This is a genomic window from Cohnella sp. (assembly GCF_041640265.1).
Lineage (GTDB): Bacteria > Bacillota > Bacilli > Paenibacillales > Paenibacillaceae > Cohnella.
The window spans coordinates 79,311-97,379 of sequence record NZ_JBEQAP010000011.1; the positions used below are offsets into that span (position 1 = coordinate 79,311).

The 18,069-nt window shown below is 47.1% G+C and carries 15 protein-coding genes; 2 read left to right on the forward strand and 13 right to left on the reverse strand.

Annotation, left to right across the window (positions count from 1 at the left end; all coding sequences use genetic code 11):
- Positions 1-33: 33 nt before the first annotated feature.
- The 7 genes from rbsK to citZ form a co-directional block, all read right to left on the reverse strand.
- Complete coding sequence (gene rbsK, locus ACESLK_RS10830) at positions 34-942, reverse strand: ribokinase (protein ID WP_373229445.1); 909 nt, start codon at positions 940-942, stop codon at positions 34-36.
- 25 nt (positions 943-967) lie between these two features.
- Positions 968-2,203 carry an MDR family MFS transporter gene (locus ACESLK_RS10835; RefSeq protein ID WP_373229446.1) on the reverse strand — a complete coding sequence of 412 codons (1,236 nt, stop codon included), beginning with the start codon at positions 2,201-2,203 and terminating at the stop codon, positions 968-970.
- A 31-nt stretch (positions 2,204-2,234) separates the two neighbouring features.
- Positions 2,235-2,879 (reverse strand): LysE family translocator, encoded by a 645-nt coding sequence (locus ACESLK_RS10840; protein WP_373229448.1) that lies wholly within the window; start codon positions 2,877-2,879, stop codon positions 2,235-2,237.
- Between the two features lie 146 nt (positions 2,880-3,025).
- On the reverse strand, positions 3,026-3,451 hold the full coding sequence (locus ACESLK_RS10845; protein WP_373229449.1) for a DUF2269 family protein: 426 nt from the start codon (positions 3,449-3,451) through the stop codon (positions 3,026-3,028).
- Positions 3,452-3,599: 148 nt separating this feature from the next.
- Positions 3,600-4,544, reverse strand: a complete 945-nt coding sequence (mdh, locus tag ACESLK_RS10850) for a malate dehydrogenase (RefSeq protein ID WP_373229450.1) — start codon at positions 4,542-4,544, stop codon at positions 3,600-3,602.
- Between the two features lie 870 nt (positions 4,545-5,414).
- Positions 5,415-6,707, reverse strand: coding sequence for an NADP-dependent isocitrate dehydrogenase (gene icd, locus ACESLK_RS10855; protein ID WP_373229451.1), 1,293 nt, complete (start codon positions 6,705-6,707; stop codon positions 5,415-5,417).
- A gap of 103 nt (positions 6,708-6,810) precedes the next feature.
- Entirely contained in the window at positions 6,811-7,926 is a 1,116-nt protein-coding gene (gene citZ, locus ACESLK_RS10860) for a citrate synthase (protein WP_373229452.1), read from the reverse strand.
- 385 nt (positions 7,927-8,311) lie between these two features.
- Here citZ and ACESLK_RS10865 point away from each other — a divergent pair, with 385 nt between their 5' ends.
- Positions 8,312-9,847, forward strand: coding sequence for a Ppx/GppA phosphatase family protein (locus tag ACESLK_RS10865; protein WP_373229453.1), 1,536 nt, complete (start codon positions 8,312-8,314; stop codon positions 9,845-9,847).
- 6 nt (positions 9,848-9,853) lie between these two features.
- Here the strand turns inward: ACESLK_RS10865 and ppk1 are convergent, their stop codons facing one another.
- Positions 9,854-11,941, reverse strand: a complete 2,088-nt coding sequence (gene ppk1 / locus ACESLK_RS10870; RefSeq protein ID WP_373229454.1) for a polyphosphate kinase 1 — start codon at positions 11,939-11,941, stop codon at positions 9,854-9,856.
- A gap of 214 nt (positions 11,942-12,155) precedes the next feature.
- Here ppk1 and ytvI point away from each other — a divergent pair, with 214 nt between their 5' ends.
- A complete protein-coding gene (gene ytvI / locus ACESLK_RS10875) occupies positions 12,156-13,274 on the forward strand; it encodes a sporulation integral membrane protein YtvI (protein WP_373229455.1) in 1,119 nt (372 codons plus the stop codon).
- A gap of 2 nt (positions 13,275-13,276) precedes the next feature.
- On the opposite strand, the gene ACESLK_RS10880 is transcribed toward ytvI, so the two are convergent.
- The 5 genes from ACESLK_RS10880 to accD all read right to left on the reverse strand — a co-directional run bounded on the left by ACESLK_RS10880 (position 13,277) and on the right by accD (position 17,872).
- On the reverse strand, positions 13,277-13,684 hold the full coding sequence (locus ACESLK_RS10880) for an FxsA family protein (protein ID WP_373229456.1): 408 nt from the start codon (positions 13,682-13,684) through the stop codon (positions 13,277-13,279).
- 1 nt (position 13,685) lies between these two features.
- Positions 13,686-14,150 (reverse strand): acyl-CoA thioesterase, encoded by a 465-nt coding sequence (locus tag ACESLK_RS10885; protein ID WP_373229457.1) that lies wholly within the window; start codon positions 14,148-14,150, stop codon positions 13,686-13,688.
- 95 nt (positions 14,151-14,245) lie between these two features.
- Positions 14,246-16,000 (reverse strand): pyruvate kinase, encoded by a 1,755-nt coding sequence (pyk, locus tag ACESLK_RS10890; RefSeq protein WP_373229458.1) that lies wholly within the window; start codon positions 15,998-16,000, stop codon positions 14,246-14,248.
- 50 nt (positions 16,001-16,050) lie between these two features.
- Complete coding sequence (locus ACESLK_RS10895) at positions 16,051-17,016, reverse strand: acetyl-CoA carboxylase carboxyltransferase subunit alpha (protein ID WP_373229459.1); 966 nt, start codon at positions 17,014-17,016, stop codon at positions 16,051-16,053.
- On the reverse strand, positions 17,009-17,872 hold the full coding sequence (gene accD, locus ACESLK_RS10900; protein ID WP_373229460.1) for an acetyl-CoA carboxylase, carboxyltransferase subunit beta: 864 nt from the start codon (positions 17,870-17,872) through the stop codon (positions 17,009-17,011). Before accD ends, ACESLK_RS10895 begins: the two co-directional genes overlap by 8 nt.
- Positions 17,873-18,069: the final 197 nt, after the last annotated feature.

Here is an 18,069-nt window from a genome sequence, read left to right on the forward strand (position 1 = left end):
CTTTCACTTCATCGCTCACGTATTTCATTGCAATCAACTGCTACTTTTTAAATAGTCCTCTACAGTTATCCTATCGGGTATCGACGATTGCGCACCTTCCCTGCTCACCGCTATACCCGCAACGATTGCGGCGAATCGGATCGCTTCCTTTATTCCCTTTTTCTCCGATAACCCTACTGCCAACCCGCCTATAAAGGAGTCGCCTGCTGCGGTCGTATCGACGGATTTAACTGGAATCGCACCAAAGTATTGAATGCCATCCTCATTCATTAACATACTTCCTTTGGAGCCGAGAGTGACAATGATGTTATCCACCCCAAATTCGAAAAGGCTTCTAGCCTTTTCCTCCAGACTGCTTGGATCGGGGCACAGCAGATCAAGCTCCGATTCGTTGGGAATTATGGCATAAAGACCTTGCAGGACCGTGAATGGCAATGGTTGTGCCGGGGCGGGATTTAGTATAATTTTGACACCCTTTGTTTTGCAAACCCTTACAACATGTTCGATGGTTTCAAAAGGAATTTCCATTTGGATTAGGCAATAATCAGCTTCATCAAATAAATATTCATAGCTTTGGATTTGCACGGGATCAAGTCTACTGTTAGCCCCTGAATAAACGACTATGTTGTTCTCTCCTGAATCCGAGACATTGATATAAGCTGTTCCAGAGGGATAATCCGCGTCATATTCTATACCTTGCGTATGAATACCTGATTCAACTAAATTATCATAAAGAATCTTGCCGTAATCATCTTCCCCGATACGACCGATCATGCTCACGTCGCCGCCAAGACGACCAACCGCAATGGCCTGATTCGCACCTTTACCCCCTCCATAATAGTTCACGCTGCTTGCCATTATGGTCTCACCCTCTGTAGGGATATGCGGCACTCGAATGACAACATCCATATTAATACTGCCTACAACTATAATCTTTGCCAAATGAATTCCTCCAAAGTGATTTAACTCATACGGAAGGTGGGGCTACACTTTTTCTTATTTTTCGTAAAGTTATAACATTGCGCATCATTCGATATTGTGCGATTCCAGCGACAATGAGCAGGACAGCAAGTACAGTAAACAAAACTTCCCCGCCGCTCCAGCTAAGCAGCAAGCCTCCCAGGATCGGGCCGAGACCGCGCGAAAGCAAGTGACTTGCTCCATATACCGAGAAGTAGAAGCCGCGTTGCTCCTTCGGTGCCATCACTGAGATCGCCTTCTGGGTATGCGGTCCGAAGATCATCTCTCCGATTGTAAAAATGAACTCCGCAACGAAGAGCCAGAGAATCAAGTTCGAATAACCATAACCGATCGACACGACCGCGAACAAGACATAGGAAGCACCAATCACATAGTGTGACAGAATCGATTCCGTCCGTCGTGCAATCCAAATCTGCAGAGCAATGACCATAATACCGTTAAAAGTCAGCAATGAGGTTAGAATTGTCAGGTAGTCTTCAAAATTCGTCTTCAGATGCAGAGGAAGTGTCGTTTCAACCTGAGCGTACAGGAATCCGACTGGCAAGCCATACAGGGTTAATAACAATAACGGCTTATGTATTTTCCAGGCTATTCGAGTTTTACCGGGCCAAAGCGATACAACGGTATCCTTTTCCTTCAGCGGAGTTGTCTCCGGAAGCTTGAACCATACGAGTATAGCGTATAGTAAAAAGGACGCCGCAGATAGCAGGAATACAGCTGACGGATTCCATCTGAACATGAGCAGCCCCAGTACGGGACCCACTGCCGCCCCGACATTAAAGGCTGTATGCATGAGAGCAAACACCTCAGCCCGGCGGTCTTCCGGAACCAAATCGGTAATTTGCGCATTCGCTGCCGGCATATAGAGCGCAAACCCAATGCCGTTAATAATGGAAATTAATGCATATTGCCAGACATCCTCGGCAAAAACATAACCTATCATACAGAACATCTGAAGGATCAGAGCCACGAACATCAAGGGCTTACGGCCATAACGATCGCTCCAGCCTCCTCCGTACCAGCTTATGAACATCCCGCATAAAGGCTGTAAACCTACGATAATCATGGGCAGCATAACGGATCCGTCCATTTGATCATAGAGATAAAGTACAAGGAAAGGCCGAATCATAAATCCTGTTATGGTCGTTAATGCAGCTCCCAGAACTCGAATCCATATCCCGCTGTCATAACGGCTAAGCAAATTATTAAAATATCTATTCATCGTCTTGACCCCAGTATTTATTCTATAATGATTATAAAATCAATGAATGCAGGCCGTCCCAGAACAAGCTAACGGCAAATCCGAGGAATAGCAGCGCAGACAATAGCGATAGAATTCGCAGTGCAGATGTTCCTACCCGCCTGGATTGGCTTCCTAATAACGCGATCATGAGGGACCAGAGAACTCCCGCTGATACGAATCCAGCTACGAAAGCCATAAGAACTTCCATATTCTGGATATTCAAATCTGCGACTACAGGACCCGCAATAGCGACAAAGGACAAAATCAGTGTTGGAGAGGATAATGCTAATCCTGCCCCCACGAGCAAGTCGCTCCATGCACTGCGGCTCTTCACAGCTTCACCAACTGTATTAAGCTTCTTAGGTTTGATCGTATCCCGAAGCATATTGAATGTAAGCCATAGCAGTACCATCGTTCCACCAATCCACAGTATCCATTGAACAGCCAAATAGTGAAAGACAGCTGTCCATCCAAGCAGTGCCAGCGACATATAGAATACATCGCCGAAGCATGAGCCGAGGCCAATACGGAAGGATGCAGCGAAACCTCGATCTAATCCTGTTTTCATAATGGCGATGTTGACGACACCCAGATCTAAGCATAACGCTATTGAAAATAAAAACCCTTTGATAAATGCATATACAACCGGCTCCACGATGCAACCTCCAGCAGCTTGAAAACTATTCACGTATTATATCACAGGAAATATAGACGATCTTAAGCAAAAAAAATACCATACTCACCTGAGTGAGTGTGGTATTTGGAGGTAGTTCACAATTTTTGAGCTTTCGTAATAATCATTTACCATGGAGATTGCATGATCCAGATGATAACCATGAACAAAACAAAGGTTATTGTACTTAGAGTCTGAACTCTGGATATCGATGAGCTGGCATTTTCACCTTTTACGGAGGCTGCTGCAATTCGCTTAAGCGGCGCTTGCACGATTCCGGATAATGCTCCTAAAGCGATGAATATTACAACAGTTGTAATCATCCAAGATACGGAATAATCACTGTTGGTACCCGTGATCAAGTATCCTCCCGTTAGCAGCTGTAACACAAGCGCGTACTGGCCAAACCGACCTGCTGTTACGAGTCCGCTTGCTAATCCTTCTTGCGCGGAGCCCGAAAGCTGTTTGAATTTCCCCGCCACAAACGGCATGATTGCGTAAATTCCCATCCCTACCGCACCGACTATGTGCAAAAACAACATTGCAGTCAACATCCAACGATCCCTCCAATAGTTAACATACTAAGACAACCTCAGTATACACAAAAACGAATACGAATAAAAACCGCAGCATATCTAAAAGCCTTGACCCGTATTATTGACCGGGCAAGGCTTTTCATATCAATTCATCTATTTGTGACTATTATGCATTATCAACAATCTTGATGACATTGCGAACGGATTGCGCAGATTTCTCAAGCGCTGTTTTCTCTTCATCCGTCAGCTCGATTTCCATAACCTTCTCGATTCCGTCTCCGCCCAGAACAGCCAGCACGCCCATGAACAGGTTGTCATAGCCATATTCGCCTTCGAGCAGTGCGATGATTGGAAGAATACGCTTCTTATCCTTTAGAATCGCTTCTGTCATTTGCACGAGGGATGCTGCGGGCGCATAATACGCGCTGCCATTACCAAGCAGGTTAACGATCTCGCCGCCGCCAACACGCGTACGTTGAACGATTGCATCGATACGCTCTTTAGGAAGCAGCTTCTCGACTGGAATTCCACCAATTGTCGTGTAGCGCACAAGAGGTACCATGTCATCGCCGTGTCCGCCCATAACAACGCCGCGAACGTCTTCTACGGATACATTCAGCTCTTGAGCAAGGAACGTGTTGTAGCGAGCCGTATCAAGTACACCGGATTGACCGATAACGCGGTTTTTAGGGAATCCAAGCGCCTTATTAGCCACATAGGTCATCGCATCAACCGGGTTGGATAAGATGATGACATACGCGTTAGGGCTAGTAGCTTTGATGTTCTCGCACACGGACTTAACGATACCCGCATTCGTGTTCACGAGGTCATCACGGCTCATACCCGGTTTGCGGGCGATACCTGCAGTAATGATAACAACGTCGGAATTAGCGGAATCTTCATAATTGGAGGTTCCCACGATGTTGGAATCAATGCCTTGAACCGGCGTGGATTCCATCATGTCGAGCGCTTTACCTTTAGTAGGATTCTCAAGCTGAGGGATATCGAGAAGAACAACGTCCCCAAGCTCCTTCTGCGCCAGCATAAGCGCAGTTGTTGCGCCCGTGAAACCAGCGCCTACCACCGTAATCTTCGCACGTTTGATCGCCACTTTTTATTCCTCCTTGTTCCTGAAAACCGGTTCTGTGTGCACTAGGTTTAGGTAGTCATAATCGGATTAGATAGAAATAAAGGGGCACTTGCACTTTAAGTGTAAAAGTACAACTAATTCCGCCAAATCCCATCAATAAACCGAATTAACTGCAAAACTACATCTAAATTCACAACAACAAGCTTAAATACTCGAATACAAACAAATTAATTGTACTTTTGCATTTATTATTAACTATTCTGCCAATTCCCTTAAAAATAGATGTAAATACGCACCTATTTCTGCCGCGCAGCAAGGCACAAAGCACTTAAGCACTTACATTTAGATGGGGAATCCCATCTAATGCGCCGCACAGCAAGGCATAAGGCACTTAAGCACTTACATTTAGATGGGGAATCCCATCTAATGCGCCGCACAGCAAGGCACAAAGCACTTAAGCACTTACATTTAGATGGGGAATCCCATCTAATGCGCCGCACAGCAAGGCACAAAGCACTTAAGCACTTACATTTAGATGGGATCCCATCTAATGCGCCGCACAGCAAGGCACAAAGCACTTAAGCACTTACATTTAGATGGGGAATCCCATCTAATGCTCCGCACAGCAAGGCATAAGGCACTTAAGCACTTACATTTAGATGGGGAATCCCATCTAATGCGCCGCACAGCAAGGCACAAATCTCGCAGTAAGCTTGTCTTTCCGGTCAGATCGCCCAATAGTGGGCCGGATCTGAATCACGGAAAGGCAGCGATACCACGCTCAAGCCCCGCTCAACCTCCGCCTCTGTCCCTCCCACGAGAAAAGCGGGTGTCCAGAGGGCAGCAGGCCCTCGGGATCCCCCTTGGAAAGGGGGACTTAGGGGGATCGAGTTACATATTGGAGATTATTTCGTCAGCGAAAGCCGAACACTTAACTTCAGTAGCGCCTTCCATGAGACGAGCAAAGTCGTAGGTTACTTTTTTGTTGTTGATCGATGTTTCCATGCCTTTGTAGATCAGGCTTGCTGCTTCCAGCCAGCCAAGATGCTCAAGCATCATAACGCCGGAGAGAATTACCGAACCAGGGTTCACGACGTCTTTATCGGCGTACTTCGGTGCAGTACCATGAGTAGCTTCGAAGATAGCATGTCCTGTTAAGTAGTTGATGTTAGCACCCGGAGCAATACCGATACCGCCAACTTGCGCAGCCAAAGCATCGGACAGGTAATCACCGTTCAGGTTCAACGTTGCGATAACGTCAAAGTCTGTCGGACGCGTAAGTACTTGTTGTAGAGCGATATCCGCGATAGCATCCTTGATAAGGATTTTACCGGAATCAAGAGCTGCTTTCTGAGCCGCGTTAGCCGCTTCTTCACCTTGAGCTTCCTTGACACGGTCGTATTCGGACCAAGTGAAGGTTTGAGCAGCGAATTCTGCTTCAGCAACTTCATAACCCCAGTTTTTGAACGCGCCTTCTGTGTACTTCATGATGTTGCCTTTATGAACAAGCGTTACGGACTTGCGGCCATGCTTGATTGCATATTCGATTGCTGCGCGAACAAGACGCTTGGAGCCTTCCTCAGATACAGGTTTGATACCAAGACCGGAGGTTTCAGGGAAACGGATTTTGTTTACTCCGAGTTCTGTTTGCAAGAAGTTAAGCAGCTTCTTCACTTCATCCGATCCGGATTGATACTCAATACCTGCATAGATGTCCTCTGTATTTTCACGGAAAATAACCATGTCAACCAGCTCAGGACGCTTAACCGGGGAAGGTACGCCTGTGAAGTAACGAACCGGGCGTAAGCATGTATATAAATCCAGCTCTTGGCGAAGAGCAACGTTCAAGGAACGGATACCGCCGCCGATTGGCGTTGTAAGAGGCCCTTTGATTGCAATGATCATTTCACGGATTGCTGTAAGCGTATCGTTAGGCAACCATTCGCCGTAAGCATCGAATGCCTTTTGTCCGGCAAAAACCTCATACCAAGCGATTTCTTTCTCGCCATTGTATGCTTTCTTAACTGCTGCATCGAGCACGCGCTTAGATGCTTTCCAGATATCGCGGCCTGTACCGTCGCCTTCGATGAATGGAATTATCGGGTTATTAGGTACATTCAGAACACCATTATCTACCTTAATGGGTTGCCCTGCTGTCGGCGCTGCAAATTTTTCGAGTTTCATGTTTGTTTTCCTCCTGATTTTCACGTTTATTTTCGCAAAGAACCGGCGGATCACACTCCCTTACCAAGGTGTAGGAGGCGATCCGCCGGCAAAATATGAACTTTTAGCTGCGCTCCGCAATGGAGACATAATGCTGATTCACCGGACCAACATACTCGGCACGCGGACGAATTAACCGGTTATCTTCGAACTGCTCAAGGATATGCGCAGTCCAGCCGGATACCCGACTAATTGCAAAAATCGGTGTGAATAGGTCGCGTGGAATTCCTAGCATCGTGTAACAGGAAGCGGAGTAAAAGTCTACGTTCGGCTTCAGCCCTTTTTGACCTGTTATTAGATCATCGATCTTGATGGACATGTCATAAAGAGTCATATCGCCATTCAGCTCACCGAGCTGGCGGGACATTTGCATCAAGTGCTTCGCGCGAGGATCGCCATTCTTGTACACTCGGTGTCCAAAGCCCATTACCTTTTCTTTGTTGTTCAGCTTATTCTGTATAAATGAATCTACATTATCCACAGAACCGATTTCATCGAGCATAACCATAACGGCTTCGTTGGCTCCACCGTGCAGAGGACCCTTCAAAGCTCCGATCGCAGACGTCACACCGGAGTATATATCCGACAAAGTCGCTACCGTTACGCGTGCAGCGAACGTTGAAGCGTTCAGTTCGTGGTCTGCATGCAGGACAAGTGCTTTGTCCATCGCTTCAATAGCCACTTTAGCAGGCTCTTTACCCGTTAGCATGTATAGGAAGTTATGAGCAATTCCAACGCCTTGCTTAGGTGCAATTGGCTCTTTACCTTCGCGGATACGGGCGTAAGCAGCGACAACAGTTGGCAGTTGTGCTTGCAGCTTAACCGCTTTACGGAAGTTCGATTCACGACTCATCTCGTTTGCTTCGCCATCATATAAGGCCAGACTGGACACAGCTGTACGTAAAGCAGCCATCGAGTTGCTATCCTTCGGGTATAAACGTAAGCCGGCAATGACATCAGCAGGAACCGCAGCGTATTCTCCTAGCTTAGCGATAAGCCCATTCAGCTCTTCTTGAGTTGGAAGCTTGCCGTGCCATAATAAGTATACAACTTCTTCAAAAGTCGCTTGCTCTGCCAATTCATCGATGTTTATGCCACGGTATGTCAATACGCCGTCAATGATGGAGCTGATTGACGATGCAGCCGCGACAATGCCCTCAAGACCTTTAGTTGCTGTCATATTTTCTCTCTCCTTCATCCATAAAATTCAGATCTTTCGGGTTGACTAATGACAACTCGAATGACGCCAAGATTAGCCTGCGCGTGAGCATAAGGCTCTGCCGACTCAAAAACTTGCGCAAACCACGAATAACTTAACATTTATTGACCTTTTTTAATGATAATCGATTTTTACAGGGAATGGAACCGAACAAGGCATAAAAATGCTTTATCGGAATCATAAGCATTCGTTCTTGGATTCTGTTTTCTGAATTCATGGCAACATTAGTCATTTGCTTAAACTCTGTAAATATTCGAAAATGTTCATTTTATAGAGCTCGGATTCAATCAAAAGTTTTATTTATGATACAATGATGCGAAAGCGGATGTACGACGGAGGTTAATGGATGACAACAAATCAAAGTATCGGAATTATAGACATCGGCTCCAACACCGTTCGTCTCTCCGTCTATCAACTAACAGAAAACGGCGCTTATCGCGTCTTAGATCAAGGCCGATGGCCTGCCCGTCTAAGCCAACGCATGGATCCACAGGGCCGTATGCCCGATCAAGCCGTGGAAGAGCTCGCGGAAGTATTGCAGCATTTTCTTAGAATTTGCGATAAACATGAGGTACAGAGCATCCGCGCGGTTGCAACAGCTGCCATTCGCCAAGCCGTCAATCGTGAACAGCTTATTAAAAGATTGTTCGACTTAACCGGACTTAAAATAGAGATTCTATCGGGCGAGGACGAAGCCCGAATTGGGAGTCGAGCTATGCTGAACAGTCTTAGTCCTTCGGATTGTTTTGTTGTGGACATCGGAGGCGGCAGCACTGAGGTTACATTAATAAAAAATAGGCGTGTGGTTTCGGCTGTTTCCTTCCCCATTGGCTGTGTGAATACTTCTGCGCGTTTTGCGCTTGGAAACGGCCCCGTACCCCCTGCTGTCCTGATGGATATTCAATTCGAGGTTAGCAAACTTCTGAGCCAGGAGAATTGGATAGCCAAACATCCTGATCTTCCCTTGATCGGCCTTGGAGGGACAGTCCGTGCGCTCGCCAAGCTTCATCAAAGGGAAAACGATTATCCCTTTACCCTTCTGCATGGTTATGAAATGAGTAACCTTGATTTAAGGTTAATCTTGAATAGATTAGCAAATATTTCCGTCGAACAAATACGCAAGCTGCCTGGACTATCCAAGGATCGCGGTGACGTTATTGTCCCTGGTTTAGCCATTCTGCTTGGTGTTACCTTACAAATGAAATCCGATCGTCTGGTCGTCTGCGGGGCAGGCTTGCGGGATGGACTCTTCTTCGAAACCTGTCTTCCTCAATTTCAACCAAGCTCTCAGGATTCTTTACTGGAGGAAAGCATACGCAATTTGAATGCCTTATATCCAGTCGCTCCGGTGAGTCATCTGAATCAGGTTCGGAAGTTAGCCATATCCCTGTTTGACCAACTATCCTCCGCTCAACAATTGCCTGATTACTCGCGCCGTTTGTTAGATACGGCAGCTCGGCTGTTCCGAATCGGAGCCGTCATTGACTTTAACGACAGCGCAGACCATACGTTCTATATACTGCTCCATACGCATTGGAACGGCCTAACCCACCGCGAAATCGTATTAACGGCAGCTATCGCTTCCTATCGCGGAGCTAATACATTGAAACGAAAGCTGGCACCCTATCGATCTATGTTAGAAGAAGGGGATATCGAAGCGGTTGCGAAGCTCGGTTCCATACTGCAGCTCGCAGCCGCTCTTGACCGCAGCGAGTCCCAAGCTATAACGGAGCTTGAACTGTCCATTGCTGCCAATAAATTAAACATAACCGCCCATGCTGATCATCCTCTGCCCGTTGAGCATATGGAAGTAGATACGATTTCCAAGGAAATAAAAAAAAATTGGGGGATTACCCCCCAACTTTCCGTTAGGTTAAAGTGATCTCCCCTATTTAAGCGATGAAGCCGTTGATTTCCAGAGCGGGATGTCGGCAGCCTCGAATTGACTTCTCAGCGGGGCATCGTCATTATACACCCGCTCATAGTTGCCCGTAGAGCGAAGCTCGCGGGCTTTAACATTATCCCGCAAATTCATTTGCAGCAGATTCATTAGCATTTGCCTGAGTCCGATATCTTTAACAGGACACATCAATTCCACCCTGCGAATAAGATTACGTGTCATCCAATCTGCGCTGGAGATATAAACCTCTTCCTCTCCGCCGCCTGCCACTGCAAGTATTCTCGCATGCTCTAGGTAACGGTCCACGATACTTATAACCCTAATATTGTCGCTTAAGCCCTCTACGCCAGGTCGCAAGCAGCATACCCCGCGGACGATTAATTCAATGGTTACACCCGCTTGCGAAGCCTCGTAGAGCTTATCGATCATCGATTGATTCGATAACGAATTCATCTTAGCCACAATACGTGCGGGCCTCCCCGCTTGCGCATGATTGATTTCCCTTTCGATAAGCTCGAACAGCTTGGGCTTCAAGCCGATTGGCGCAACGGCGAAGGACGACCAAAGGTGGGGTGCAGAATAACCTGTCATCTCGTTAAACAACGCGGTTGCGTCCGCCCCAATATCCGGATGACTTGTGAACAATCCCGCATCGGTATAGAGACGAGCCGTATTTTCATTATAATTCCCTGTACCCACATGCACATATCTCCGCAAGGAGCCTGCTTCCCTCCGAACGACTAAGGTGATCTTGGCATGTGTCTTCAGTCCAACCAAGCCGTATACGACGTGGCATCCCGCTTTCTCAAGCTGGCGCGCCCAGGCGATATTTCTTGCCTCATCGAACCTGGCTTTGATCTCCACAACAACAGTAACCTGCTTACCGGATTCCGCTGCGCTCGCCAGCGCTTGAACAAGCACAGAATTCACACTAACCCGATATAGCGTCATCTTAATCGCCAATACATCCGGATCAACAGCAGCTTCCAATATGAAGTCATTTACAACCTCGAAGGATTCATATGGATGATAGACTAGAACATCCTTTTCCCTCAGTACCGATAACATATCGTCGGCTTCATCGAATTCGGTTGGGTAGACAGGTTCAACCTTAGGATATCTAAGGTGATCATAGTTGGGAAGCGTGCTTACAAACTTAGACAAGAAGCCGAGGTCTAAAGGACCGTCGATCTCCTCAAGTAAGCCTCCCTCCATTTCCAGCTCATCCTGCAGGAGCTCCATAGCATGATCGTGTATCCCTTTCTCCACTTCTAGTCGTACGGGTAAGCCTCGTCTACGTCTGCGCAGCTCCTTCTCGATTTCCTGCAGAAGATCCTCGGAACCTTCTTCGTTAAGAGTTAAATCTGAATTTCGCGTCACGCGGAAAGCGTGCGCGGCCTCCGTCGTATATCCGCTGAATAACAATCCGATATGCTCTTTGATTAAATCCTCAAGCAATAAATAGGACAACTTCCTGCTGCCTTTGCGCCCTGGCACAGGAACGGTACGCGCAAGAATGGAAGGAACTTGGACGATCGCACAGAAGGTCTTCCTCCCTTCCTCCTCATAGATTACAGCTTCATCCTCACTCAGGACGACGGCTAAATACAGCTCTTTACTGTGCACAAGCGGAAAAGGTCGACTCTGGTCAACAGCCATCGGCGTTAAGACTGGATATATTATATTCTGAAAGTAAGTTGTCATCAGAGCTTTCTGATCACCATTCAATTCATGGAATGTCGTCAGCGAGACACCTTCCTTTGCTAACAGACGCTGAAGATCGCGATAGGTCCGATATTGCTCCCGAACCATCCCAGTCGTTCTTTTCGTAAGCCTTTTGATCAAGCCCTGCGGCGTATAACCCGTAAAATCGCTTTTAGTATACTTGGCCCTGTTCTGAGCTTGTAATCCTGCTACTCTGACGCTCATAAATTCGTCTAAATTGCTCGATACAATAGCCAAAAATTGAATCCGTTCGAGAAGCGGAGTATCAGAATCCTCAGCTTCCTCCAAGACACGTCTATTGAATTCCAACCAGCTCAAATCTCGGTTTATATATTTTTTGGCGCTTGACATGCTGCTTCCCCCTATTCTGCAATCCAAGCTTACCCTATACTTCCAGCTTGTCTCCTTCATTATGTTTGTCAATTGTAAAGACAGAGTTAATTTATTATTAACGCAGGGTAAAAACAACTTATGACTCGAACAACCTTCGCGAATACTGGGCTGCGTAGTTTATAATGGTAATAGAGTCCAGCTGAAGAAGAGAAATGCCAAGGGGGACGAGTGTTTGGATCGAAAAATAGTAGGACAATTGTTGCGTCTACTGCTCATTTTGGCTGTTTTGGTAGGTGGAGGTATACTCTCATGGTGGGCTTTTCCGCTTATCTATCCCTTCTTGCTTGGCTGGCTTCTCGCATATTCCTTAAATCCATTCGTCAATCTATTGCACCGAAGAGCCCAATTCCCGCGTTGGCTCGCAGTCACCGTTACGTTGTTGTTATTTACAATCGCCATGCTAACGATTATTTCCGCCCTAGTCATGAGATTAGCGGGAGAGGTTATGAATCTATCCGGTACTCTGCAGGACCTGGTCACCTGGGTGCAGAAATCGTTCGACTCCTTACTTGTTAGACCGGATATCCAAGATTTAATCAACCGGATCAATGACTTCTACAAAGAAAATCCGAACTATCAAGAAACGATAAATAGTCGAATTTCAGATACCGCTCAAGCAGTTACACAAGCCGGTACCAACTTAATCAGCCTATTCCTGAATGGAATCGTGAACATCCTTTCCTCCCTGCCTGCTGTTGCAACCATTGCGATCGTCGTGTTGCTTGCATCCTTCTTTATCAGCAAGGATTGGAATCGCTATATGCTTAAGTCGCGGGATTGGTTTCCCAAAGGAATGATCACAAGGGTTGGTTCAGTATGGAAGGACTTGCAGTATGCTTTGTTCGGATATATTCGTGCTCAGTTTATTATGATCTCCATAACCACTGTGGTAGTCATTATTGGACTGCTTATTCTTAAGGTTGCTAATGCCCTATCCATCGGGCTCCTCATTGGCTTAGTTGATTTTCTTCCGTACCTGGGTGTAGGCGCCGTGATGATTCCTTGGCTTGCTTATTCATTCCTAATCGGTGAATGGCAGCTCGGTACAGGACTTTCTATCTTATACGGGATCGTGCTTGTTGCACGACAATTTATAGAGCCTAAGGTACTTGCCTCAAGCGTAGGTCTAGATCCTTTACCCACTTTAATTGCCATGTTCGTCGGACTTAAGCTGCTGGGAATATTCGGGCTTATCATAGGTCCTATTATCGTTGTCATCCTAATGGCATGTCACCGGGCTAACGTCTTTCGGGATATCGGCAAATACATTAAATATGGTACGCGGCAGTGAGGCTAAAACCTTCGATTACGACCAGAGCCAATTGTGAAAGAACCATTGCGGACTTTCCGTTCCAGCCAACGATACAACAATATACGATAGAAAGGACGAGTTATTGAAAGCAGCAAGGAAATACCGATAATATCGGAAATGAAACCCGGAACTATCAGCATAATTCCGCCTGCTAACACGCACAAGCCTTCCAACAGCGTATGCCCCGGAACCTGGCCTGCTTGTAATTGACGCTGGGCCTGCTGCCACACCTTACGTCCTTCAACGCGTATAAACCACGCCCCAAGAAAACCCGTCAACAGTAACAAACCAAAGGTTGCCAAGCCTCCTATCTGTTGTCCCATTACGATGATCCCCCATAACTCGAATGCGGGTATGATGATAAGGAGCGCGAGTAACCTTTTCTGCATGCTAAATCCCTCCAAGCTTAGTCATTTGTTTATACCAATCCGGTGCTTCACGATCAAATCGTACAGGCTTCCAATTCTTGTTCACCCATACATGACGGGTGCTTCCACGGACTATCAAGGACCCTCGAGGCTCCTCTCCCAGAAAGCTTTCTCCCAAAGTGTCCGTTAAATTTCCGCTCATCACTCTCGATTCAAAACGAACGCGAACAGCAGACATTTCCGCTGCCTGGGTACATACCGTTATCCATTCATCGTAGAAGGCAGGCTGCTTAAAGGAAGCCTCCAAATCTGTCACGGGCAGCAATAAACCCCTAGCCTCCATCTCTTTATAAGATATGCCGGCCTGTCGTACCCATTCCGTTCGTCCAATCTCGAACCAGTTCAAGTAATTCGCATGATAGACAACCCCCATCTGGTCCGTCTCCTGATACCTTACCCTAAGGGGGAACAAAAACCATGGCTTCAACAGCAGAACCCTCTTTCATCTCCGTATATAAAAATAATACCCCACAGCAAAGCTGCGGGGAACCATTCATTCATTCATTACATTCAGCCTAACGATTACATCACTTTAGCTTGTCCGGAATAGATGACACCATGCTCGGAATACAACGTTACTTCCATGCCATCCTTCAGCTGAGTAAGGGCATCGTCAACACCTACGATAACCGGGATACCCAGATTAAGTCCAACAACCGCTGCATGGCATGTGATGCCGCCGCATTCCGTAATGACTGCCGCTGCTTTCTCGAAAGCAGGCATATATTCTTTGTCGGTCGATGGTGCAACAAGAATAGCTCCGTTCGTCATTTTACGAATGGCTTCTTCCGGTGTGTTCGCAATAACGACTTTACCTGTCGCGCTTTGAGAACCTATGCCTTGTCCTTTAGCGATCAGCTCGCCGACATTGTGGATCTTAATAAGGTTTGTCGTACCGGAGCGTCCGACTGGAACACCCGCAGTAATGATGATCGTATCCCCAAGCTTAACGATACCTGAATCGATTGCGCCTTTTACAGCGATCTCGAACATTTCATCCGTTGTTGTAGCCATCGTCCCTTTAACGGCGGTAACACCCCAGACAAGCTGCAAACGGCGCAAGACTTGATCAATAGGCGTAACAGCGATAATTGGTGATTTGGGCTTGTACTTGGATATCATACGCGCCGTATAGCCACTCTCTGTGGAGGTTACGATTGCTTTCGCATCCAAATCCAAAGCGGAGTTGGCAACGGCTTGGCTGATCGCTTCCGTCACGGATGTTTGTTGAGCTTTAGCCTGTTTGACGAAGATTTCACGGTAGTGCAATGCGGATTCCGCGCGTTGCGCAATACGGGACATCGTCAGAACGGATTCCACTGGATACTTACCTGCAGCCGTTTCGCCGGACAGCATGATTGCATCCGTACCATCGAAGATGGCGTTAGCTACGTCAGACGCTTCAGCACGTGTTGGACGGGGGAAACGTTGCATGGAATCCAGCATTTGTGTTGCGGTAATAACCGGCTTGCCAGCACGGTTGCATTTCTCGATCATTTGCTTCTGTACCAGCGGAACTTCTTCTGCTGGTATTTCCACACCGAGGTCACCGCGGGCAACCATAAGACCGTCCGATACTTCAAGTATTTCGTCAAGGTTATCTACACCTTGCTGATTCTCGATTTTGGAGATGATTTGAATTTGACGGGCATCATGGCGCTCAAGCAGCTCGCGAATTTCCAATACATCGCTGGCGCGGCGCACGAAGGAAGCGGCAATAAAGTCTACTCCCATCTCGATTCCGAACCTGATGTCGCCAGCATCCTTCTCTGTCATACCAGGCATTGAGATCGCAACGCCGGGAACGTTAACGCCTTTTTTGCTCTTGATTTGACCGCTGTTGACGATCTGACATTTGATTTCGGTTCCTTGAATGTCTACGACTGTCATCCCGATTAAGCCATCATCAATTAGAATAGTCGAACCTACGTGAACATCACTAGGCAAATCCTTATAAGTAACAGGAATTCGATTCAGGTCGCCTAAGATTTCTTCTGTTGTTAAGGTAATGTATTCGCCTTGAACAAGTTCGATCGGCTCTTCTTTCAATTTGCCTAAACGAATTTCTGGGCCTTTGGTATCGAGAAGAATCGCTACCGTTTTGTTCAATTCTTGGCAAGCTTGGCGAATGATTTTCATCCGGTTGCCATGCTCCTCGAAGTCGCCGTGCGAGAAGTTCAGACGAGCGACGTTCATTCCGGCCATAATAAGCTTCTTGATATTCTCCAACGATTCGCTGGCAGGTCCGATCGTACAAACGATTTTTGTTTTACGCATGATTTCTTTTCCTCCGTTTATCCATCCGTGTTTGTCTTTACTATGAAGAGCTATTCAAGCTCTGCAGTACCAAATTGTCCGACTTTGCGGAACTTCTGATACCGGTCTTCCCTCAATTGATCCGGTGACATCTGTAGTAATTGTTGCAGATGACGCCATAATGCTTCTCTGATTGCTTCAGCCTGCATAGCCTTATCACGGTGTGCGCCGCCTAGAGGCTCAGGTATAATATCTTCGATAACGCCAAATGCCAACAAATCCTTGGCGGTTATTTTCATCGCTTCTGCTGCTTGATCGGCTTTTGAAGCATCCTTCCACAAAATCGATGCCGCTCCATTCGGTGAGATAACGGAGTATATCGAATTTTCTAGCATAAGCACGCGATTCCCTACGCCTAACGCCAACGCGCCGCCGCTTCCACCCTCGCCAATAACGACACAGATGATCGGAACACCGAAAATCGCCATTTCTCGCAAATTACGGGCAATCGCTTCCGACTGTCCGCGTTCTTCTGCAGTATCGCCAGGATAAGCGCCTTTGGTGTCAATAAACGTAATAATCGGCCGACCGAATTTGTTTGCCTGCTGCATGAATCGGAGAGCCTTCCGGAAACCTTCCGGGTGAGGACTTCCAAAAAAACGTTGGATATTATCTTTCGTATCTTTACCGCGCTGGTGGCCAACTATAGTTACCGGGATACCGTTGAGCTTTGCAAGCCCTCCAACGATCGCAAGATCATCTGCAAACAAACGGTCGCCATGAAGCTCGATAAAATCGGTAAATACTACATTTATGTAATCAAGAGAGGTCGGACGCTGATGATGACGGGCCATATGCATGATCTGAGCCGCGCTCATATTGTTATAAATCTCTAATTCCAACTGCTTAAACCGCTCTTCAAGCCTTCCGATTTCATCGGTAAAATCAATTTCTTTCTCGGTACCGAAATGCTTTAGCTCGTCAATTTTCTTGCGCAATTCGGAGAGAGGCCGTTCAAATGGCAATTCACTAGACATCGGACGGCTCTCCTTTCCCTGCATGCATGTCGAGCAGCTTCGTAAGTATATTCTTCATATCTTTGCGGTGAACGACTTTATCAAGCTGACCATGCTTAAGGTTAAATTCGGCTGTCTGGAAATTTTCCGGCAGCTTCTGACGGATCGTCTGTTCAATAACGATTCGACCTGCAAATCCGACAATCGCCCCTGGCTCGGCTAAATTATAATCGCCGAGACTTGCGAAGCTTGCGGACACTCCGCCAAGCGTCGGATCAGTGAACACCGAGATGAACAAGCCTCCCTGTTCCTGAAATCTCGCAAGCGCCGAGCTTGTTTTGGCCATCTGCATAAGACTTAGAATACTCTCTTGCATGCGAGCACCGCCCGAAGTTGAGAAAAAGACCAACGGCTGTTTCTTCTCTGTTGCCCTCTCGATCGCCCGGGTAACCTTCTCTCCGACGACGGAGCCCATGCTGCCGCTAAAGAAGTCGAAGCTCATAACCCCGACAATGACCGGAAATCCGCCAATCTCGCCTTCTCCTGTAATGACCGCATCCTTTAAGCCTGAGCTTAGCTTCTGTTGCTCTAGCTTTGCTGCATATCCAGGGAAAGTAAGCGGGTCTTCAGAGATCAGATGCTCATCAATCTCAAAAAGACGCCCCTCATCGAGCGTCATTGCGATGCGCTCCCAGGCGTTCAGACGGAAATGGTGCCCGCAGGAGGAGCAAACCTTCAGGTTCTTCTCCAGCTCTTTGCTAAACTGAATAGTCCCGCATTTCGGGCAACGGTTCATTAAACCTTCGGGAATATCTCTTTTCGTGCGTTCCGTTGGAACAACAGCATATTTTTTCTTCTGAAATAAATCCTTGAACACAGCGACACCTCACAAGCGTTAAATGGCGACCGTCAAGCCTTCCGGCTTCGCCGACTCAAGTAAAACGGCGCAGCCGTCTTCGTGCAACAAACCTGCGAGCGCAAAGCGCCGCAACGTTTGTTGCACCTGGTTGGGGAGACGAGTCAGAAAAGTAGAGGCGCATTGCTTGTACTTTCTGTACGAATAATAGCGGGGGT

Coding starts and splice junctions, on each gene's coding strand:
- ACESLK_RS10835 (WP_373229446.1), bottom strand. CDS start 2,203: ATGAATAGATATTTTAATAATTTGCTTAGCCGTTATGACAGCGGGATA.
- ACESLK_RS10845 (WP_373229449.1), bottom strand. CDS start 3,451: ATGTTGACTGCAATGTTGTTTTTGCACATAGTCGGTGCGGTAGGGATG.
- icd (WP_373229451.1), bottom strand. CDS start 6,707: ATGAAACTCGAAAAATTTGCAGCGCCGACAGCAGGGCAACCCATTAAG.
- citZ (WP_373229452.1), bottom strand. CDS start 7,926: ATGACAGCAACTAAAGGTCTTGAGGGCATTGTCGCGGCTGCATCGTCA.
- ACESLK_RS10865 (WP_373229453.1), top strand. CDS start 8,312: ATGACAACAAATCAAAGTATCGGAATTATAGACATCGGCTCCAACACC.
- ppk1 (WP_373229454.1), bottom strand. CDS start 11,941: ATGTCAAGCGCCAAAAAATATATAAACCGAGATTTGAGCTGGTTGGAA.
- ACESLK_RS10880 (WP_373229456.1), bottom strand. CDS start 13,684: ATGCAGAAAAGGTTACTCGCGCTCCTTATCATCATACCCGCATTCGAG.
- pyk (WP_373229458.1), bottom strand. CDS start 16,000: ATGCGTAAAACAAAAATCGTTTGTACGATCGGACCTGCCAGCGAATCG.
- ACESLK_RS10895 (WP_373229459.1), bottom strand. CDS start 17,016: ATGTCTAGTGAATTGCCATTTGAACGGCCTCTCTCCGAATTGCGCAAG.